Origin of the sequence: Halopolyspora algeriensis (assembly GCF_003337235.1) — a bacterium.
GTDB lineage: Bacteria > Actinomycetota > Actinomycetes > Mycobacteriales > Pseudonocardiaceae > Haloactinomyces > Haloactinomyces algeriensis.
Window position 1 is genome coordinate 244532 of the sequence record NZ_QPJC01000004.1, and the last position, 18989, is coordinate 263520.

Consider the following 18989-nt stretch of genomic DNA (forward strand, 5'->3'; position numbering starts at 1 on the left):
ATCAGACCCCTCCTTCTGTCGTTTTTTCTGCTGTCGGATCAGGGCGCAGCGAACGGACCGCACCGTGCAGCCGTGCCATCACTTCCTGCGGCATGCCCTCGACCCGGTCCAGGATCTCCGCGGCGCGCGGATCGGTGGCCCGTGCTTCGCGCTTCTCCTCGTCGGTCAACGTGAGCGTCCGCAGCGACAGGATCTCGTCGATCTCGGCGGCGTCGTGCAGATCGCCCGGGCTCTCCGGGGCGATCCGGGGGTGGTCGTAGAGCAGGATCGGCGACGACAGCATCAGATCGCGGGTACCGCTGTCCCCGGCGAGCACCGGGAAGGTGTGGATGTTGTGACAGGCCCGGGCATACGGCGCCGCCCATTCGGCAGGCTCGATCAGCGAGTGGAACTCGAGCCCGCACCCGCCGAGAAAGGTGTGCGTGGCGATGAGCGAATGGCGCAGCGCCTCGTTGCGCGACGTGTCCGGTGTGATCGCCGGCCCGGTGTTCTCGGTGGACACCCGCAGCCGGTACGTCGTGACGGGCGTGTCGATCCGCTGCGCGCGCAGTGTCGTCATCGCCGAGACCGGCCGGCGCCGCCGGATCACCCGGCCGGAACCGTCACCGAGCTGCTCCACTTCCTCGCCCCCCGGTACCCACACGGCGAACGCCCGGTCGGCATCGAGCAGGTCGGCCAGGTCGACCGCGATGTCCGATTCCCGCGGCACCGCCTCGTCGAAAGCGAGATGGGTCGTCCCGTCGACCTCCAGCGACTCCACCGGCTCGTACCGGCCGTCGACCTCTCGCCGCTCGACGCTCTTCGCCTGCAGCTGCAGGAAGCGGACGCGGACGTGCACCGTGACGTCGCGGGCGTCGTGCGACGCCTCGAGCAGGCACTCGGTCTGCTGGCGCCACGACTCGGCCGAGCCCGCCACGGTCGGGGCGACCGGGCCGTGCGACTCGACCCAGCTCCGCGGAGCGAGAACCCCGAACTGCCAGCGCACGCGGTTCTTGGGGGAGGACTTGCGGTACGGGTACAGCAGGTAGCCCTCGTAGAGGATCGCATCGGCCACCGCGCGCATCCGCTCGAAGTCGGCCGCTGCCGCCAGAGCGCCGTTCGGGTGCTGCTCGCCCACCGCCCTGCCGAGCAGCCGGGCCGGGCGACGTCGGTCGTCCGGGGAGAGCGGGACTGCTTGCCCCGCTGCCCGGTGCACCACCCACAGCAGGGTCTTCCCGAGATCGTCGGGTCCGATCGGGTTTCCCGGAACGGTCACGATCGGCAAGTCGCCCGCCGAACGGAAGTCCCCGCCGAGGCGATCCGCGAGCCTTCGGCACCCGGTGGAATTGTCCGCCATCGTGTGCGTGTCCCCGTGGGTGGCGCAGGCCCCTGCCGCCACCACCGCCCACGCCCGGGGCGCGAGTCGGTCGATCCACTCGGTGGACGTGCTCGGCTCCCCGGGATCAGTGCCCATCGAGGTTCGCGATCCCTCGTCGCCGATTCTCCCACCGGGAATCGGTCCTTCCACCACGAGGAGAAACGGTCCCAGCTCACCTCGGGCAGCCCGATGAAAGGCGTTCGTGGAATCGCCGTCGGCCTCGTGGACCGGCATTGTGCTGTGCAGACGGATCTTCGGAAGTCCCGAATTCGCTTCCGAAATCACGTCTTCGACACTCGGCGGCGAGACGTGGGAGAGCGATTCCGCGTCGCCGTCGCAACTCGCACCCGGCGAGACCCACAGAATGTGGATCTCGCCGTAGCCGGACGCCGTCGGCGCAATGCCCATGTGCCGCTCCTTACGGTCGTCGATCATCGCACTGTCCTCGCCGGATGGTTCCGCGGGGAGGACAAGATCCGACCGGCCCCGGCGGCGATCCTGCTGCTCAGGTTAGAGCCGAAGAATTCACCTCGCAGCGCGAGCTGTCGGTTGTGGACATTTCTCGTGACACGGGTAATCGAATCGTTTTTTCGCACATCACGCTCATGGTCGGCAGTGGACCGCCGAGTACCGCGCGAAATCCGACATCGCCCCGCCCGAGGCAAGAAACGCGAGAAAATGAAGCGGTGACGGCGCGACGGTACCGGGCGGTGAAGCCGGCGAAGCGGGAAATCCCGACCGCTCCCGGATCCGGGGCTCCTCGGGCCGCGAGCCGACGAGCCCGAGTCCGAGTCCGAGTCCGAGTCCGAGTCGGGAGGGTACTGCCGCCTCGGAACACCGGTGAACGCGCCACGATCTCCGGACCGTTCCACGGCTTTCCCGAAAGCCTTGATGGCATACCGACCAGGCGGTATGTTCTATGACACACATCACCACGCCTGTCAGGAGCAGCCTTGAGCTTCAACCTAGCCACGATGCTGCGCGAGTCGGCGCAGGCCAACCCCGACAAGGCCTGCGCCATTGCCAACGAGACGACGCTGTCCTACGCGCAGGTCGACGAGATCTCCGGTCGCGTCGCAACCAGCCTGCTCGGCCTCGGGCTCGAGCCGGGGGACAAGGTGGCGGTGCAACTGCCGAACCTACCGCAGTTCCTGTTCGCCTACTTCGGCGCACTGAAGGCCGGTCTGGTCATGGTCCCGCTCAACCCGCTGCTGCGTGCGTCGGAAATCACCTACCACCTGCAGGACTCCGACGCCAGGATTCTCATCACCTTCGAGATGTTCGCCGAGGAGGCGTCGCAGGGCGCCCGGGAAGCGGGCGACGTGGCGACCTACGTCGTCACCCTGCCGGGCAACGATCAGCGTCCCGAGGGAACCAAGCACTTCGACGAGTTGTACTTCGCCGAAGACACCCGCGACATCGCCCCGACGAACGCCGACGACACCGCGGTGCTGCTCTACACCAGCGGGACCACCGGCAGCCCCAAGGGTGCCGAACTCACGCACTTCCAGCTTTTCATGAACTGCACGACGGCGGGCGAGCTGTTCGGCTTCCGCGACGACGACATCGGCCTCGCGGTGCTGCCGCTGTTCCACGTCTTCGGCCTGTCCAGCGTCCTCAACACCGCGATCCGCTTCGGCGGCACGCTGGTGCTGGTGCCCCGTTTCGAGATCGACCCGGTCGTCGACGCCATCGAAAAGCACCGCTGCACCATTTTCTCCGGGGTCCCCACGATGTACTTCGGCCTGCTGCAGGCCGACACCAGCGGCCGGGATCTGAGCTCGCTGCGCGTCGGCGTCAGCGGCGGCGCCGCGATCCCGGGCGAGGTCATCAAGGCGTTCGAGGAGAAGTTCCCCGGAGTGGTCGTCCTCGAAGGTTACGGGCTGTCCGAAAGCGCGAGCACGACGACGTTCAACGTCAGCGCCGAGCAGCGCAAGGTGCTGTCGATCGGCAGGCCGATCTGGGGAGTCGAGGTCCAGGTCGTCGACGACGACGGCAAACGGCTCCCGCCCGGCGAGGAGAACGTCGGCGAGATCGTCATCCGCGGGCACAACATGATGAAGGGCTACTACAAACGGCCCGAAGCGACCGCGGAGGCCTTCCGCAACGGCTGGTTCCACACCGGCGACCTGGCCTACGCCGACTCCGACGGGTACCTGTTCATCGTCGACCGCAAGAAGGATCTGATCATCCGCGGCGGCTACAACGTGTATCCGCGCGAAGTCGAGGAGTTGCTCTACGAGCATCCCGCCGTCGCCGAGGCCGCCGTGATCGGAAAGCCGGACGACAAGCTCGGCGAGGAGATCGTGGCGATGGTGGTACTCGAATCCGGTGCGGAGGTGGCACCGGAGGACGTCGTCGCCTATTGCCGGGAACGCATGGCGGCCTACAAATACCCGCGCGAGGTGCACGTCCTCGACGAGTTGCCCAAGGGTTCGACCGGCAAGATCCTCAAGAAGGAACTACGCGACACAGGCAGTACCGGGTGACGCGGCGAGCGCGAGGACGTCGATCAGGCGTCCTCGCGCTCCGGGTTTTCCAGCTGGAAGAAATTGCTCTGCTGGCCATCCTTCTTCGTCTCCTGATACAGGAAGTTCAGCTTGCGCTCGTCGAACGCGGCGAACCAGTCCTCCCAGCTCACCTCCTGCAGGCCCTCCCCGCCGTAGCCGGGGAAATCGAACCGGAGCACTCCCGGGTGGTCGTCGTGCTCGCTGCCGGGCACCGTGGCCGGCTGTGCGTTGCGCTCCTCGGCCCACTGGCGGATCACGTCGTGGTTGGTCGTCACCAGGCTGCGCCCGTCGCGCTCGGGACGCTGATCGGGCGAGGTGATCTCCTGGGCGTAGTTCAACGACCTCGACGATTCGGGCCCGGTGCGCATTCCGCCTCCGGTGTCGTTGCGGTCGGCCGCCATGAGGACCTCCTCGTCCAGTCGGGCGTTCCGCTTCTCCTCCAGGGTTCCCGCCGGTGGCCGGACCAATCCCGACCGCGCCCGGTGATTGTGTCCGCCCGGGGTGCGATTCCGGCTTGCGGGATCGGCCTCCGGATGACCGAGGCGCGTGACCGCCGTGCACCCCGTCGGCGCGTCACTGCTCGTCTTCGATGATGTCCTGCTCGGTGGCCGGCGGCGGGGACTGCCCGGGGTCGTCCGGCTCGGCGGATCGCCCCTCGCCGGTTCGCTCCTCCGTCGTCTTACCCTCGGCCTCCTCCTGCTCGCGGGGGCTGCCTTCAGCCGGTTCTTCGGGATGCACGCTGTGCGTTCCGGACTCCTCGGACATGGCACCTCACTCCCCTCGCAGGCGCCGACCGCCGCTCATCGTTGCCTGGCCTGGCGGGTTTGCTGACCGCTCTTCTTCTGCAGCGCCTCGACCAGTTGCTCCTTGCTCATCGAGGACCGCCCCGGCACGTCCAGCTCCTGAGCCCGCTCGTAGAGGTGCTGTTTGCTGGCCTGGGCATCCACGCCGCCGCTGGTCGGTTTCTCGCGCTTGCCCGCTCCCCGGCGTGCTTGCTCGTCCGAGGGCCCGCGCTCGGGCTTGGGCTTCCAGCGATCGCCCACCTTCTCGAAGCTGTGCTTCAACGCCGCGAAGGCGGTCCGGTGGGCTCGCTGGCCCTCCCCGTATTCCTGGACGGCACTGTCGTGGGTTTTGATCCACGTTTCCTGGGCTTCCTTCGGGGACCGTTGCAAGGTCGACGGTAATTCGTCACGGGCAGGCACAGCACTCACCTCCATTTCTGCTGCTTGCACAGGGTTTGCCCACCTCCCCCCGGCAGTAAACAGCCCGGCCGGTGACCGGGCGAAGCGCCCTGCCTGCATGAGATCGCAGGTGTGGGCTCGAATCCCGCGGGTAGGCAATTCGTGTGTGCAGTGACAGGCAAGAGCACCGGAATCGTGCGAGCACAGCGGAAGCCAGGAGCACCGCCCGCAGGCTGGAGGGGGTCGAGCTCCGCGGCGAGCAGGAGGAAGCGCTTCGCTCCCTGCTCGAGCGCGACACGCTGGTGATGCTCGCCCCGGCCGCGGGCAAGACGCTGGTCTACGAGGTGGCCGGGGAGCTCCTGCCCGGCCCCACCCTGGTCGTTTCCCCGACCCTGTCCCTGCAGCGCGACCAGGTGGCGACACTGCGGCAGGCCGGCCTGAGCGCCACCGCGGTCAACTCCACCACCTCCGATGGTTCCCGCAACCGGGCCTTCCGGCAGCTGCGCGACGGGACGCTGCAGTTCCTGCTGGTCGCCCCCGAACAACTGGCCAAGGATGCGGTACTGGCCGAACTGCGCCCGGCCGGGATCTCGCTGATCGTGGTCGACGAGGCGCACTGCGTCAGCGAGTGGGGGCACGATTTCCGCCCCGACTACCTCGCGCTGCGCGGCGCCGCCGAAGAGCTCGGCAGCCCTCGCATGCTGGCGCTGACGGCCACGGCCTCGGGGCCGGTGCGCCAGGAGATCATCGACGGGCTCGGCATGCGGGAACCGCTCGTGGTCGCACGAGGAGTCGATCTGCCGAGCCTGCACCTGTCGGTGCGGGTCCTGCACGACGAGGCCAGGAAGTGGGAGCTGCTCACGCGGGAGGTCGTCTCCTCGCGCGGCAGCGGCATCGTCTACGTCACCACCCGCAAGCACGCCGAGGAGTTCGCGCGGTCCCTGGCCGGTGAGGGAGTCGAGGCCGCCGCGTACCACGGTTCGATGCGGCGGGCCGAGCGCGACGCGGTGCAGGACGCGTTCACCCGCGACGAGGTACGGGTCGTCGTGGCGACGAGCGCGTTCGGGATGGGCATCGACAAGCCCGATGTCCGGTTCGTGCTGCATGCTGACGCGCCGCCCTCGGTCGACTCCTACTATCAGCAGGTCAGCCGTGCAGGGCGGGATCGCGAGCCGGCGCGGGGAGTGTTCTTCTACCGCGCCGAGGACCTGTCCCTGCCCGTACTGTTCGCCTCGGGGGGCCGGATCGACCCCGATCAGCTGGCCGAGGTGCTGCGCCTGCTGCGTTCAGAGGGTGCATCGTCGCGTTCCGAGCTGGCGCGGCGGATCGGGGTGTCCTCGCGCAAGCTTGCGCGCGCGCTCGATGCGCTGGTCCGGGTGGGTGCGGTGACCGAACTCGCCCGCAACCGGCTGGCCGCGTCCGGGGATCGCAGAAGCGCCGAGGAACTCGCCGAGGCTGCCGAGGAGTCGATCCAGCGGTGGCAGGCCCTGCAACGCAGCCGGGTGGACATGGTGCGCCGCTACGCCGAGACGGGAGGCTGCCGGCGCAGGACACTGCTGGAGCTGCTGGGCGACATGCGGGACGAGGCCTGCGGGCGCTGCGACAACTGCGATCGCGGCCATCCCGGGCAGCGGCCCGCGCACGAGTTGCATCCCGGTGACCGGGTGCGGCATCCGGAGTGGGGCGACGGCGTGGTGCAGACCGCGGAAGGGGACAGCGTCGTGGTCCTGTTCGAGCACGACGTGTACCGCACGCTGTCCATTCCGGTGGTTCGCGAACACGGTCTGCTCACCGGGCGGTGATTCCGGAGGCCGGGGCACGACCGGGACGCGGCGGTCGGCGCACCGAGCGTTTCCCGTTTCCGGTCACATCCCGGGTGGCACGGTGGAACCCACCCGGTATGGGTAGTCCGATGCCATGACGGCCTCGAACGACCTTCCCGTGGTGGGCGACCTCGACCGGCTCGCCGAGATCGTGCGCCACGACGACGGCGGGCGCGATCTCTACGTCCGCTGGTCCCGCGGACCGAGTGTGGATACGGGGTCGACGAGCCGGGACGCGCTGACCGGGGTGGAGCTACCGGGCTTGTCGGCCAACCCGCTGCGTGTCGAATCGTGGTGGGGGGACCGTTCGCTGCGGCTGTGGGTGGCCCGACGTCTCTACGACTACGAGCACCTGCGGCGCCGCCAGCAGCAACAACCGAACGTGGAAGCCTGGCTGCTGCGGGGACACGAGCTGGCTCGCGGCCCCGACAACGAACCGCTGGTGCGATGTGAGGAGGCGCTGGCGTGGGTCGCCGAGGAAGCCATGCGGGAGGCGCACCGGCTGGTGGTGGAGCAGCACGGCGGTTGGCGACCACTGAACCGGGAGGGATGAGCCACAGCGCTCTCGCAGTGACAGCATGTGCTCATGCGCCAACACGTTGACATCATCACCCTCGGTGTACCGGAGCTCGATGCGGCGCGTCGTTTCTACGTCGACGGCCTGGGCTGGGAACCGTTGCTCGACGCACCGGGCGAAGTCCTGTTCTTCCAGGTCGGTCATGGACTCGCGCTCGGCCTGTACACCGAGCTGGCTGCCGATGTCGGGGGCGGGAACTTCGGTGCTCCCTCGGCGGCGCCGGTGACGCTGGCCTGCAACGTGGATACGGAAGGGGAGGTCGTGGAGCTTCTCGATCGTGCCGTGGCGGCAGGCGGCACCGTCGTCAAGCCCGCCCAGCAAGCCGAATTCGGCGGATTCCACGGCTACCTGGCGGATCCCTTCGGCTTCCACTGGGAAATCGCCTACAACCCGGGCTGGAGTGTCGATGACGACGGGAGGGTGCGGATCTCGTCGGTCGAGGATCCGGACGAGGACGGAGCTCGCTGATCCGGCCGAATCGACTTGTGTGGGCGGGAACGTCGCTACCATGCCGGAGATAGTTGCCGCCTGCGCCAGGAATTCCTCGGTCTCACTGCTGATCAGACGAGGTGACCTCGGAATCCACTCCAGAGGCCCTCCTCGCATCAGGGCCATCAAATTCCGTGTCGACCTGTCTCCAACGTTCCGGACAATACAACTGGCCAGTTCTCGACCAATACACAAGGCTATGGCTACCGGCGCTCATGGTCTGTTAACTTCGCGAAGTGGAGGAACAGCGAAACGCTTGGCAGGAGCCCAGCTCTACCTCTCGGCATTGGACGGTCAAGGGCGAGCTGTTTGGTCCACCGCGCCGTAGCAGGGCAGCACAGGGCATGGTTATCGGCTTCGGGCTGCTGATGGTGATGAGTCTCGCCATCTCGGCGCTCTCGGAAGCCGAGGCGTTCCCTGAGGGAACTATGACGTTCAGCGGCCTCATGGCTATGGGCTTCGCCGAACTGCTTGATCCCAAGCTGCACCGGTTTGTGGTCACTATGCGTTTCGTGGGCGCGGGCACAGCGCTGTTCGGGGCTGCTCTTCGATTGCTCTGAAGGAGCCTTGCAGAATGACTCTGCACTGACACAGACCGCCTGCCTGGTCAAGCGGCTCATCATCGACCTCGTCCACCGGCTCGCAAATCCGATCGTCTGGAGCGTCTGACGCCGACGCCATCAACATCGCGCCCGCATCGGCGACGGCCAACAACATGATCATTACCTACAATCGGAGTAATAGGCCATCCACCAACCATGTCCCGGGATGAAACTGCCAAACATCAACCGGGACCAGACAAACGCGCTAAGCAAGTGCGGTGGACATCCAGCTGTCCGTGCCGCCCCACTACCGGAATTATCGGCTTCGGCCTTCGTATTCGGAAGTCCGGTACTGTCGGACTCGACTGCTACGTTCCGCGTATGAGCCGACGAGTTCCGCCCACAGGCGGCGAGAAGGAGAGCCTGCACGTCAGCCTCGATCGGCATCGTGATGTGGTGCTGTGGAAGCTGGAGGGCCTCGATGACGCCCAGTTGCGGCGCCCGATGACCGTGTCGGCCACCAATCTGCTGGGATTGGTGAAGCATCTGGCCGCCGTCGAGTACGGCTGGTTCTGCGAAACATTCGGGCGTGAGGCGGAACCGCTGCCGTTCGACGATGCCGACGAGAACGCCGACCTGCGCGTGACAACGACGGAGACCACGGCCGACATCGTGGCTTTCTACGGCAGAGCCCGAGCCGCGGCCGACGAGGTGATCGATGAACTCGACCTCGATGATGTCGGCACCGCGTGGTCCGGTGACACCGTGTCCATGCGGTGGGTACTCATCCACATGGTCGAAGAGACCGCCAGGCACGTCGGCCATATGGACATCCTGCGCGAACTCATCGACGGCGCCACCGGTGACCACGAGCGGAGCTGAGGGGACGCACGCGAATGTTCCTCCTCCAGCGGGACACCACCGGCTACTCGGTGAAGATCAGGCGCCATCCGACGTCGAGCTGGTCCTCGTCGAGCAGCGCGGCGTTTCGGCGCTGCCAGGTGCCGTCATTCAGGTCCGAGCGCAACGCGGCGACACCACGGGCCAAGACGTCCGAGTCGAGCAGCTGTAGGCCGGACATCGACCGGCGGACGCCGGGGTCGAGGTAGGCCTCGGGCCGCCGCCAGTAGGCCGGCAGGAAGCCGTCGACGCAGTCCCGCGGAACGGGAAGTTCACGAATCGAGGTGGCTGGGCCCAAGGCCGCAGCCACCTCCTGGGGCCGCGGGACATCGCGCCAGACATCGGCCAGCTCCGGGAGGTAGTCGGTGACCAACCAGAACCCACTGTGGACGACCGGATCGAAGTGCAGCACCACGACGCGCCTCGCCACCCTCTGCAGTTCGCGCAGTCCCTTCGCCCAGTTCTGCCAGTGATGCAGCGTCACGAGCGCCATCGCGACGTCGAACTGCCCGTCGGCGATGGGCAGTTCCTCGGCGTGGCCGCACAGGGCGGGTGCCGCCCCCGAAGGCCGCTGAGCGATCATCGTCGCGGACGGCTCAACGGCCAGAACGTACCGGCCGGCGGGCTCGTAGGATCCCGTGCCTGCCCCGACATTCACGATCGTGCCGGCTTCGCCGAGTACCTCGTCGAGCGCTGCTTGCCACCGAGGGTCCGGGCGCCTTCCCCGCGTGTAGCCGACACCGATGCGGTCGTAGACAACGTCGTTCATTCCCGCACTCTCCCACGCGACCATTGAACTCATCGTTGTCGACTTCTGCGGATACGGTCACGCTCGTGGCGGTGTTTGCCCGAGTTTGCGAGTTCGCGCCGAGAAGGACCCGCAGCTCTGTGCGGCAAGAGGGCGGACGACTGCGCCAGCGGGAAAACTCGTTGGCCCGGATCGGGTGCTTCGTCTACTCTCCGGATCGTGCTGATCCGGGAAGCCGCCGACCAAGACTGGCCGCACATTTATCCTTTCTTCTGCGATATTGTCGCCGCTGGACAGACCTTCGCCTACCCCGAGAACCCGACGCTCGAAGAAGCTCGGGCATTGTGGATGGCACAACCTCCGGGCCGCACCGTGGTCGCCGTTGACGAGAACATCGTCGTGGGCACAGCCACGATGGGTCCGAACCGCCCCGGACGGGGATCCCACGTCGCCACCGCCAGCTTCATGGTCGACCCGCACCACCACGGTCATGGCGCAGGCCGGGCATTGGGCAACGAGGTCCTCGACTGGGCCCGCTCGGCCGGCTACCGCAGCATTCAGTTCAACGCGGTCGTCGAGACCAACAGTGCCGCTGTCCACCTGTGGCAGAAACTGGGTTTCCGGATACTGACCACCGTCCCGGAGGCTTTCGACCACCCCGAGCACGGGCTCGTCGGACTTCACGTGATGTTCCAACACCTGGCCGAGACCGAAACCACGGGCGGCACGTCCGCGCAGCCACCGCTCCACTGACGATCCGCCGGGACATGGCCGGTGGTTCGGCTGCGGCGGTCAGATCTCTTTCTCGAACAGCGTCACGCTGAACAGGTCGTCGAAGTCGCATCGGCCGCTCTCGTGGAATCCCTGCTTCCTGCAGTAGGACCGCAGCGCACTGTTGGACTCGGCACAGTCGAGCCGGAAGACACCGACACTTCGATCGCGACCAACCTCCGCCGCCCGGTCCAGCATGAGTGCGCCCATGCCCAGGCCGGCCATGGCGCGGTCGACCATGAGGCCGTGGACGTACACCGCAGGAGTGCTGTCCTCACCCCAGAAGTCGGGGTCCGACCACAACATCCGCATGGCCGCCGCCACACCGACCTCGGAGTGCCGCGCGAGGTGCCATTCCTGGCGGCTGACCTGGGCAGCGATCTCGTCCTGACTCACCTCACCACGCGGCCACTGCCGGACGCCCTTGTCGTGCAGCCAGTCCTCGAGCTGCCGACGCAGCCGGTGCAGCGCTACCACATCACCGGACATGGCCGGCTCGACACGCTGACCGCCGGGAACAGTCACGACGAGCAGGCTACGCGAGGAGGGTGCGGTCACATGTGTTCGGCTCCGGTCCGCACGGCTTCCCGGATGCGGTTGTAGGTGCCGCAGCGGCAGATGTTGCGGATCTCGTCCAGGTCCGCGTCACCGACCTCGTGTCCTTCCGCCCTGGCCTGGCGGACCTTGGCGACGGCGGCCATGATCTGACCCGGCTGGCAGTAGCCGCACTGCGCGACGTCGTGTTCGAGCCATGCCTCCTGCATCGGGTGCAGATCCTTGCCCACCGTGCCGGGCAACCCTTCGATCGTGGTGATCTCGTCGTCGGGCTCGATGTCGGCGACCCGCACCGAGCACGGGTTGAACGCCTTGCCGTTGATGTGGCACGTGCACGCCTTGCACACGTTGATGCCGCAGCCGTACTTCGGGCCGTAAACCTCGAGGATGTCGCGGATCACCCACAACAGCCGGACGTCGTCCTCGACGTCCACGGTGACCTGCTTGCCGTTGAGCTTGAAAGTGTGTTCGGGCACGGGATCTCCTTGGATGGGTGCGTTTCACAAGAACCGGTATCTTTTGCTTGTTACCAGCGCGAATCGAGGTGCCGTCCACTGCGGACACACCGGGTAAGCGGTGTTAGCCGCTTGCAGCTACGTAAGCAACCGGTACCGCCATGCAAGCCGATCCGCACACTCTTCTCAGTAGGTGTGTTGCAGACCGTCGGTGGGCGACGGCGGCAACGGCGGCACGGTCGGCTTCGGGTCGAAGCTCAGCGTGCCGTGGTTGATGGGGAAGCTGGTCGGCATCGTGCCGGTGGCGCGGGCGTAGGCACACGCGACCGAAGCCATCGCCGACGGCACTCCGAGCTCACCTGCGCCACCCGGCTCACCCGTCGTCGGGGGCATGACGACGATCTGCACGTCGAACGGTGTGTTCCACTGCCGGGTGTAGAAGTAGTTGTCCCAACTGCCTTCCAGGAATACGCCGTCGCGCAGGTGCAGACTCGAGGTCAACGCCTGCGCGATGCCGTCCATGAGACCGCCCTGCATCTGCGCTTCCAACCCGCGCGGATTGACCGCGAAACCCGGGTCCACCGCGACCACCGCCTTGGTCACCCGGGGACCCGTCACCGCGTTGCGGATCTTGCGGTTGACCGTTTCCGGGCGGCAGTCGATCTCCACGAGCGTGGCGATCGCACCCTTGTACTCCTTGTGCACGGTGATGCCCTGCGCGGTGTTCGCCGGCATCTCCCGACCCCACTCACCGACCTCGGCGACCTTGTCCAGCACCGCGAGCACCCGCTCGTCGTCGGCGAACTCCTTGCGGAACCGGTAGGGGTCTTTGCCCATCTTCGCCGCGATCCGATCGACGATCAGTTCCTGCGCGGTGCGCACATCGGGGTTGACCAGGTTGCGATTACTGCCGCTGGGGAAGGTGTCGTACTCGTAGATCTCGTTGAGCAGCTGCGTGACGGCCCCGAACTTGTACGGCACGTTCACGGTCGTCGCAAAGATCGTGTTCGAATAGCCGAGCTCGTTGCCCTGACCCAGCGGAGGGATTTTTCCGGCCATCGACGTGATGACCTCACCGAACCCCATGGTGTAGTCGGTGGCGACACTGGTGTGCCGCTGCTCGAACGTCAGCACGTTGTCGTCCAGCAGACTCGCCCTGATCCGCGAGGTGCACATCGGATGGGTGCGACCCTGCCTGCACTCGTCGACGCGGTGCCACATCAGCTTGACTCGTTTGCCCATCTTCTGCGACGCCTCGGCGGCCTCGATCACGGGGTCGCTGAAAAAGCGCCGCCCGAACGCACCGCCTGCCTGCTCCACGTGCACCGTGACCGCGTTGACGGAAAGACCGAGCTGCTTGGCGAGAAGCTCCTGACACAGGATCGGAGACTGCAGTGGCGCCCACACCTCGGCACTGTCGGAGCGCACGTCGGCCACTGCGGTTTGCGGCTCGAGAGCGGCGTTGTTGCGGAAGTGGAAGGTGAACTCACCCTCGACCGTCTCGGCCAGCGGGTCCACATCGGGCACCGCCAGCGGAATCTCGGCCTTCCTGATGTCAGCCAGCACGTCCTCATCGGACATGTCGTCCACGGTGCCCGGCCCCCAGGACACGTCCAGCGCCCGGATGGCGCTGATGCACTGCCCGAACGTCCTGCCCCGCACGGCCACACCGGTCGAGATCGCCACCACATCCGTGATGCCCGGCATCTGGCGCACCTCGGCCGCGTTGTTCACCGACCGGACGGTGCCCTTGATGGTCGGCGGGCGGCACACCATCGTGGGCAACGCACCCTCGACGTCGAGGTCCATGGCGTACTTCTTGCGCCCGGTCACCGCCTCGAGCGCGTCGATCCGGTTGCGCGGCGTCCCGATGACCGAGAACTCCGACTCCGGCTTCAGGTCGGTCTCGACCTGCTTGGTCTCCCGACCCGCCGCGGCCTGCGCCAGCTCACCGTAGCTCAGCTTCCTGCCATCGGGCGCCTGGATGAAGCCGAGGTGCGGAGTCAACCGGGTCACGGTCTCGTCGAGCTTCATCGCCGCCGCCTGCAGCAGCTGCCCCTTCGCGATCGCGGCGGCAACCCGGATCGGTGTGTACATCGAGATGGTGGTGTTGGATCCGCCGGTGAGCTGGTTCCACACCAACTCGGGTCGCGCGTCGGCGAGAGTCACGTTGATCTTCTCCAGCGGAAGATCCAGCTCCTCGGCGATCAGCATGGCCGCCATGGTGGTGATGCCCTGGCCGGATTCCGCGCGCGGCATGTCGAACGAGACCGTGCCATCGGGGTGCACGACCACCGCGATCAGGTTGGATGTCGGTGTCGCGGCCAGGGTCAGCAGATCGTTGAGGTCGTAGACCTCGGCCGGCTCCGGCGGCGACGGGACGGCGGCTTCCGCGGATTCCGCTCCCGCTCCCAGTTGCGCCGCAGCCACCAGGGTCGGGCCGGCAAGCAGATACCCGAGAAACCGGCGGCGTCCGATGTCCTGACCTGCGGATCCCTCGACGTGAGGTGAACGACGTTGTTCCATGGTGAAGTCCTCTCGACGGGCCTGAACGTCGGATGGTCGTTCGAATGGCGATGAGCGCCCATCACTCCTCGAGATGTCGGTGGTGATGTGCCGCGGGGAGCGTGCGCACATGTGATAAGAAGCGTGGTTGTCAGCCCAGGAGCCGATCGCGCAAGATTCTCCCGAGGCACTTGCCGGTGCCGGCCTCGGGAATCGCGCCGACGAACCGAGCCTCGCCCGGCTTGGTGCTCACGACGGCCTCAGTCACCTTCGTCCGAGCAGTTCGGTCCTGCACCCTCCACTGTGGCCGGAACGATTGTCATTGGACCGAAATGGCGCTCGGCATGGTGGAACGAGCGCGGCAGGGTGGGTGGGCGATCCTGCATCAGTGCGTGCATGTGCGCTCTCCGTCGTCGATCGATGATGCATCCGCCCCAGGCCGCTGGTGTGATGCGATGCACACATGTTTAGCAGGGACAGCGGTGTGCGGACACTAGGTCGTGAGCCCACCATTACGCGGAATGCGTTGTGCACCGAGCACAGTGCTCCCGCTTGCCCGAGAGCCTCGTTGATCCGTGGACAAGGACTTCGACGCAGTCATAGCGAGCGAGCTGAACCTGCTCGACCCGGCGAGCCCCCCGCCCCAGCGCAGCGGCGACACCGGGCGCCGGTGGGAACACCGTCGTATCCTGCTTGCGGGGAGAGCCTCCTCCGTTCACGGAGATCACAGTGACCAGGACCAGGATCATGTCCAGGCGCCGCAGCGCCGCGGGAGCCGGCGTCTTCGCCGGTCTCGTCATCGCGGCCGCCGCCGTCGGCTCGGTGGCGGTCGGCTCGGCGGGCCGCACATACTCCGCCCTGCAACTGCCGGCATGGGCCCCTCCCGCATGGCTGTTCGGCCCCGTCTGGTCGGTGCTGTATACGATGATCGCCGTGTCCGGATGGTTGCTGTGGCGCAACGCCGGCGGCATCGCCCCCGCCCGACTCGCGCTCGGTTTCTACGCCGGTCAACTCGTGCTCAACGCCGCCTGGACACCGCTGTTCTTCGGCGCGCGCCGCTACGGCCTGGCCCTGATCGAGATCCTGCTGCTCGTGGTGGTGTTGATCGTCACGGTCGTGCTGTTCGCGCGCCGGCATCGCATCGCAGCCGGGTTGCTGCTGCCCTACCTGGGGTGGACGATCTTCGCAGCCTGTTTGAACGCCGCGATCTGGATGCTCAACCGCTGAAGCCACAGTTCCCCAGGAGCCGGCACTGTCGGCTCGTTTTCCGCGCTGCCACGGAATCGGGAGGCAACTCGTGGTTGCGCTGTCTGAATGGCTTGCGGCGATGAGCTTCACGCATGCTCAGTCGAAGGTCAATGCACAGAAAGCCCTCACAGCTCGGTGCCGAGCATATCCGGAAGGACTCCTCCTCACTGAAACGCACCGAACTGGGCTATGCCCGGCCGCCGGCGCCCCAGAAGAACGGTCCCGCCGTGGGGGACACGGTGATGTCCCAACCGAGGTGGGCAAGGCGGGCCTCGAGTTCATGCGTCGAGTGAGGCACCTTGACCGCCCGATGCGCCGTGCCGTCACGCAACCGCCGGCGAATGGTCGACGACTCCGCACCTTCGACGAGTTCCTCGGATGTGCGGTAGGCATCGTCGGCGAAGAACACCCGACCTTCAGGCGCCAGGCAGTCATCGACGAGCGCCCAGAAGTCGGCGAAGCGCTCAAGCGGGACATGCGAGAGCCAGAAGCCGAAGAAGACGACGTCATACCGGCGGTCCGGCCGCCACGCGAACAGATCGGCGAGGAGGAACCGAACGCGGTCATCGCCGACCCGCTCCCGGGCGATGCGCAGCATTTCCGGAGCGGCGTCGACGGCGGTCACCGTCGCCGCGTGATGCAGCAGCCGGCGCGTCCACGTTGCCGGGCCGCACGCGAGCTCGAGTACATCGCCGGTAGGCCGGAAGACCTCCAGGGCCTCCTCGATCTCCGAGCTGCCCGGTAGGTCGAGCATGCCTTGGAGATACTCCGGCGCACTGGCGCGGTAGTACGCGATCTGCTCGGCCAAAAGCGGCCCGAATCCGTCATCGCCCATCGCGACACAGTAGCCCAGGACAGGATTGGGGAACATCCATATCGGATCGCGCGCTAAGCGTTGATCCTGAGTGGACGCCGCGCGAGGAATGCACAATCGCTCTCGGTCAGCAGGCTGTAGCCGAGTGCGTTGCTCGACCTGTCGGCACGGCACAGGAAATCGGTCGAATCCTGACAGCTGTGCACACCGCAGACCGGAACCCACCGGCGAGGTTTCTGTGCACGAGTCGATCGGTCTCGCCAGAGCTACGCGGTGAGGCATCGATCACCTGGGACACTCTGCGAGTGAACGAGTTTCCGGAACAGTGACGCAACACGATCCACGACTGGGCAAGCCCTGTGGAGGCTCAGTACCTGGCCGAGATCCGTCACCGGCACGCTCGACCACGGACAGGTTCCGAGGTTCAACCCGCGATGCGGTAGTGGTACCGGAACACCTCGCCGAAACCCGCCCCTTCGTACAGCCGGAGTGCCGGAATGTTGTCGCACTCCACCTGGAGATACAGCCGGTCGGCGTCGTGTGCAGCCGCCCATTCCGCCAGCGCAGCGAGCGCGCTACGGCCGGCGCGCTGTCCCCTCGCGTGCGGCAGCGTGGCCATGCCGAACACGCCCGCCCAGCCCTCGTCGGCGACCGCGCGGCCCACCGCGACGACATCGCCGCCGAGCATCGCGCCGACGTAGGCACTCGGCTGCTGGACACGATCGAGCATGTTCCACTCGGTGCGGCGGTCGCCGTCGGCATGCCCGTGCACCGCGTTCCAGACCTCGAACCACGCGCGTGTCGGTTCCTCGTCCAGCCGCACCCGCAGCGAGTCCCTCGGCGCCTGTTCCAGCACCTGCGTGGTCGCGGCCACCTGCATCGACATCGGGCTTTCCCGGCGGTAACCACGTTCGGCCAAGTGCGTGTCGAGGGATTCGGGGCAGGCTCGCGGGCTGATCTGAAACCGCGCGGCCGTGCCGTGCCCGGCGTAGAACCTCTCCGCACCGACGACCCTGCGTGCCAGTTCCTCCGGCTCGGCGTCCACGTGTGGCAGCACCGTTCCCGCCCACCAAGCGCAACTGGTGGAATGGCGCAGCCACCATCCACCCACATGCTCGACGTGCTCCGCCGGAAGCGCCCTGGCCGCTTTCTCCTGCAGTTCCCACACCATTTCCGGACTGCCCGCACCGGACGATGCCGACATGCACGCCTCCACCCGAAGGTCCCGGCCCATCGAGGACCACCATTGTTCAGAAAGCTGCTGTCGCGTCCGACCCCGGACTCAGACTGTCGACGTGTCCGCCGTGATCCGTTCCAGGGTGCGGCGGCCCATGCGGCTCATCGCCGGGTTGCTGTCCACGTAGTACCAGACCGCCCCCATCGCCTGCTCGAACGCCCACGCCTTGCCGCGTTCCCACTCGAGCTCGTCGCAGTCGAGTTCGTCGCGAAGCATCCGCCGCGGGCCGGCTTCGAGCAGGTGCCAGGCGCCCACGAGATCCAACGCAGGGTCAGCAGGCCCCAGGCCACCGACGTCGATGACTCCGGCCAGGCGTCCGTCGGTGACGAGCACGTTGCCGGGAATCAGATCACCGTGGGTCATCGCGTCGCCCGCCGCATCGCGCGGGAGCTCCCGCAAGGCTTCCCACATCCTGCGAAGTCGCGGAACGTCCAAGAGCCGCTCGCTGCGCTGGAAGCACGTCTCCATCCACGCGTCGTGGGAACGCAGGTCACCTCCCCGACCGTTGCCGCCGAACGTCCGGCCACCCGTGTCGATGGCGCGCACGCCACGAATGAACTCGGCCAGGTCGAGCGCGAACGCGACAGACTCGCCGGGGTCTTCGTCGGTGGCCACGGCCCCGGGCAGCCAGGTCTGCACCGACCACGGCAGCGGATAGTCTCCCCCCGGGGTCGCCCAGCGCGACCGGTTCGGGTGTGGGAAACCGGGTGCGCCCCAGCAGCTCGCGAGATGCTCGCGCCTCGGACTCCATCGATCGCCGCGTCGCCTCGCCATCCGCAGGTTCGAGCGGAAACCGGGCCACGAGCTCGTCGCCGATGCGAAAGAGCGCGTTGACCGTGCCCTGCGATGCGACAGGCCCGACAGGCAGGTCGCGCCATTCGGAGAACTGCCGATCCACCAGTTCGCGCACCGTCTCCACCGACACGGTCAGTTGGTTGGCGTGCATGTCCACAGCCGCCGAGCATCGTGCGACCCGGTCTTGGTCCGCAACCTGTTTTCCGGCGCGTCACATACCGGGCGGACGGATCCGAACGGGCACGGGTCATGACGTACGCAATCCCGATCACGGCCGGACACGATCCGGTCGGATGAAACAGCACGGCCACAGCTCCATCGGCGTGACCATGAGCATCCACGCCCACGTGCCGGGTGACACCAAGCGGGAGATGTCCACCCGCATGAACCAGTTCCTGGGCGGCGACTGATGTCAACCGTGGACGTCGAAGGGGGCCGCCGGTGAAGCACCGACGGCCCCTTTTGTCCGGTCGGGACAGCGG

The 18989-nt window shown here is 67.0% G+C and carries 19 protein-coding genes and 1 pseudogene; 9 read left to right on the forward strand and 11 right to left on the reverse strand.

The genetic code is table 11. From position 1 onward, the window contains the following. Window position 1: 1 nt before the first annotated feature. A complete protein-coding gene (locus tag DFQ14_RS09210; RefSeq protein ID WP_114452763.1) occupies window positions 2–1792 on the reverse strand; it encodes an NADH-quinone oxidoreductase subunit B family protein in 1791 nt (596 codons plus the stop codon). Window positions 1793–2310: 518 nt separating this feature from the next. Here DFQ14_RS09210 and DFQ14_RS09215 point away from each other — a divergent pair. After that, window positions 2311–3846, forward strand: a complete 1536-nt coding sequence (locus DFQ14_RS09215; RefSeq protein ID WP_114452765.1) for a long-chain-fatty-acid--CoA ligase — start codon at window positions 2311–2313, stop codon at window positions 3844–3846. 23 nt (window positions 3847–3869) lie between these two features. Here DFQ14_RS09215 and DFQ14_RS09220 read toward each other — a convergent pair whose 3' ends face one another. The 3 genes from DFQ14_RS09220 to DFQ14_RS09230 form a co-directional block, all read right to left on the reverse strand. Continuing rightward, window positions 3870–4268, reverse strand: a complete 399-nt coding sequence (locus tag DFQ14_RS09220) for a hypothetical protein (RefSeq protein ID WP_246195448.1) — start codon at window positions 4266–4268, stop codon at window positions 3870–3872. 172 nt (window positions 4269–4440) lie between these two features. Continuing rightward, complete coding sequence (locus tag DFQ14_RS09225; RefSeq protein WP_114452767.1) at window positions 4441–4632, reverse strand: hypothetical protein; 192 nt, start codon at window positions 4630–4632, stop codon at window positions 4441–4443. A 35-nt stretch (window positions 4633–4667) separates the two neighbouring features. Beyond that, window positions 4668–5069, reverse strand: coding sequence for a ChaB family protein (locus DFQ14_RS09230; protein ID WP_114452869.1), 402 nt, complete (start codon window positions 5067–5069; stop codon window positions 4668–4670). Between the two features lie 143 nt (window positions 5070–5212). Here DFQ14_RS09230 and DFQ14_RS09235 point away from each other — a divergent pair, with 143 nt between their 5' ends. The 5 genes from DFQ14_RS09235 (at window position 5213) to DFQ14_RS09255 (ending at window position 9361) form a co-directional block, all read left to right on the forward strand. Continuing rightward, the gene (locus DFQ14_RS09235; protein ID WP_114452769.1) at window positions 5213–6850 is read left to right on the forward strand and encodes a RecQ family ATP-dependent DNA helicase; all 1638 of its coding nucleotides are present in this window, start codon (window positions 5213–5215) and stop codon (window positions 6848–6850) included. Window positions 6851–6965: 115 nt separating this feature from the next. Continuing rightward, window positions 6966–7424 carry a DUF6098 family protein gene (locus tag DFQ14_RS09240; protein ID WP_114452771.1) on the forward strand — a complete coding sequence of 153 codons (459 nt, stop codon included), beginning with the start codon at window positions 6966–6968 and terminating at the stop codon, window positions 7422–7424. A 33-nt stretch (window positions 7425–7457) separates the two neighbouring features. Next, window positions 7458–7916: a VOC family protein gene (locus DFQ14_RS09245; RefSeq protein ID WP_114452870.1), complete on the forward strand. Its 459-nt coding sequence runs from the start codon at window positions 7458–7460 to the stop codon at window positions 7914–7916. 365 nt (window positions 7917–8281) lie between these two features. Then, window positions 8282–8497 (forward strand): hypothetical protein, encoded by a 216-nt coding sequence (locus DFQ14_RS09250; protein ID WP_114452773.1) that lies wholly within the window; start codon window positions 8282–8284, stop codon window positions 8495–8497. Between the two features lie 363 nt (window positions 8498–8860). Further along, on the forward strand, window positions 8861–9361 hold the full coding sequence (locus DFQ14_RS09255) for a DinB family protein (protein WP_114452774.1): 501 nt from the start codon (window positions 8861–8863) through the stop codon (window positions 9359–9361). A 43-nt stretch (window positions 9362–9404) separates the two neighbouring features. Here the strand turns inward: DFQ14_RS09255 and DFQ14_RS09260 are convergent, their stop codons facing one another. Beyond that, window positions 9405–10148, reverse strand: coding sequence for a class I SAM-dependent methyltransferase (locus DFQ14_RS09260; protein ID WP_114452871.1), 744 nt, complete (start codon window positions 10146–10148; stop codon window positions 9405–9407). Window positions 10149–10346: 198 nt separating this feature from the next. Between DFQ14_RS09260 and DFQ14_RS09265 the strand changes: the two genes are divergently transcribed. Further along, entirely contained in the window at window positions 10347–10880 is a 534-nt protein-coding gene (locus DFQ14_RS09265) for a GNAT family N-acetyltransferase (protein WP_114452775.1), read from the forward strand. Between the two features lie 39 nt (window positions 10881–10919). Here DFQ14_RS09265 and DFQ14_RS09270 read toward each other — a convergent pair whose 3' ends face one another. From DFQ14_RS09270 to DFQ14_RS09280, 3 genes are all read right to left on the reverse strand, one after another. Continuing rightward, window positions 10920–11423 (reverse strand): GNAT family N-acetyltransferase, encoded by a 504-nt coding sequence (locus DFQ14_RS09270; RefSeq protein WP_246195450.1) that lies wholly within the window; start codon window positions 11421–11423, stop codon window positions 10920–10922. A 29-nt stretch (window positions 11424–11452) separates the two neighbouring features. Then, a complete protein-coding gene (locus DFQ14_RS09275) occupies window positions 11453–11929 on the reverse strand; it encodes a (2Fe-2S)-binding protein (RefSeq protein ID WP_114452776.1) in 477 nt (158 codons plus the stop codon). 165 nt (window positions 11930–12094) lie between these two features. Continuing rightward, the gene (locus DFQ14_RS09280; protein WP_114452777.1) at window positions 12095–14434 is read right to left on the reverse strand and encodes a molybdopterin cofactor-binding domain-containing protein; all 2340 of its coding nucleotides are present in this window, start codon (window positions 14432–14434) and stop codon (window positions 12095–12097) included. Between the two features lie 726 nt (window positions 14435–15160). Here DFQ14_RS09280 and DFQ14_RS09285 point away from each other — a divergent pair. Then, complete coding sequence (locus DFQ14_RS09285) at window positions 15161–15640, forward strand: TspO/MBR family protein (protein WP_114452873.1); 480 nt, start codon at window positions 15161–15163, stop codon at window positions 15638–15640. A gap of 208 nt (window positions 15641–15848) precedes the next feature. Here DFQ14_RS09285 and DFQ14_RS09290 read toward each other — a convergent pair whose 3' ends face one another. The 3 genes and pseudogenes from DFQ14_RS09290 to DFQ14_RS09300 form a co-directional block, all read right to left on the reverse strand. Beyond that, window positions 15849–16496, reverse strand: a complete 648-nt coding sequence (locus DFQ14_RS09290; protein ID WP_114452874.1) for a class I SAM-dependent methyltransferase — start codon at window positions 16494–16496, stop codon at window positions 15849–15851. Window positions 16497–16899: 403 nt separating this feature from the next. Then, the gene (locus tag DFQ14_RS09295; RefSeq protein ID WP_114452778.1) at window positions 16900–17679 is read right to left on the reverse strand and encodes a GNAT family N-acetyltransferase; all 780 of its coding nucleotides are present in this window, start codon (window positions 17677–17679) and stop codon (window positions 16900–16902) included. Window positions 17680–17757: 78 nt separating this feature from the next. Then, window positions 17758–18658, reverse strand: a pseudogene (locus tag DFQ14_RS09300) (aminoglycoside phosphotransferase family protein). A 142-nt stretch (window positions 18659–18800) separates the two neighbouring features. Between DFQ14_RS09300 and DFQ14_RS22635 the strand changes: the two are divergent. Next, window positions 18801–18917 carry an integrase gene (locus DFQ14_RS22635; protein ID WP_420810145.1) on the forward strand — a complete coding sequence of 39 codons (117 nt, stop codon included), beginning with the start codon at window positions 18801–18803 and terminating at the stop codon, window positions 18915–18917. Window positions 18918–18989: the final 72 nt, after the last annotated feature.

Excerpts from the sequence above, each read along its gene's own strand:
- DFQ14_RS09290 (WP_114452874.1), bottom strand. The coding sequence starts at position 16,496 with ATGGGCGATGACGGATTCGGGCCGCTTTTGGCCGAGCAGATCGCGTAC.
- DFQ14_RS09285 (WP_114452873.1), top strand. The coding sequence starts at position 15,161 with ATGTCCAGGCGCCGCAGCGCCGCGGGAGCCGGCGTCTTCGCCGGTCTC.
- DFQ14_RS09255 (WP_114452774.1), top strand. The coding sequence starts at position 8,861 with ATGAGCCGACGAGTTCCGCCCACAGGCGGCGAGAAGGAGAGCCTGCAC.
- DFQ14_RS09280 (WP_114452777.1), bottom strand. The coding sequence starts at position 14,434 with ATGGAACAACGTCGTTCACCTCACGTCGAGGGATCCGCAGGTCAGGAC.
- DFQ14_RS09240 (WP_114452771.1), top strand. The coding sequence starts at position 6,966 with ATGACGGCCTCGAACGACCTTCCCGTGGTGGGCGACCTCGACCGGCTC.
- DFQ14_RS09250 (WP_114452773.1), top strand. The coding sequence starts at position 8,282 with ATGGTTATCGGCTTCGGGCTGCTGATGGTGATGAGTCTCGCCATCTCG.
- DFQ14_RS09210 (WP_114452763.1), bottom strand. The coding sequence starts at position 1,792 with ATGATCGACGACCGTAAGGAGCGGCACATGGGCATTGCGCCGACGGCG.
- DFQ14_RS09260 (WP_114452871.1), bottom strand. The coding sequence starts at position 10,148 with ATGAACGACGTTGTCTACGACCGCATCGGTGTCGGCTACACGCGGGGA.
- DFQ14_RS09220 (WP_246195448.1), bottom strand. The coding sequence starts at position 4,268 with ATGGCGGCCGACCGCAACGACACCGGAGGCGGAATGCGCACCGGGCCC.
- DFQ14_RS09225 (WP_114452767.1), bottom strand. The coding sequence starts at position 4,632 with ATGTCCGAGGAGTCCGGAACGCACAGCGTGCATCCCGAAGAACCGGCT.
- DFQ14_RS09295 (WP_114452778.1), bottom strand. The coding sequence starts at position 17,679 with ATGTCGGCATCGTCCGGTGCGGGCAGTCCGGAAATGGTGTGGGAACTG.
- DFQ14_RS09245 (WP_114452870.1), top strand. The coding sequence starts at position 7,458 with ATGCGCCAACACGTTGACATCATCACCCTCGGTGTACCGGAGCTCGAT.
- DFQ14_RS22635 (WP_420810145.1), top strand. The coding sequence starts at position 18,801 with ATGAAACAGCACGGCCACAGCTCCATCGGCGTGACCATGAGCATCCAC.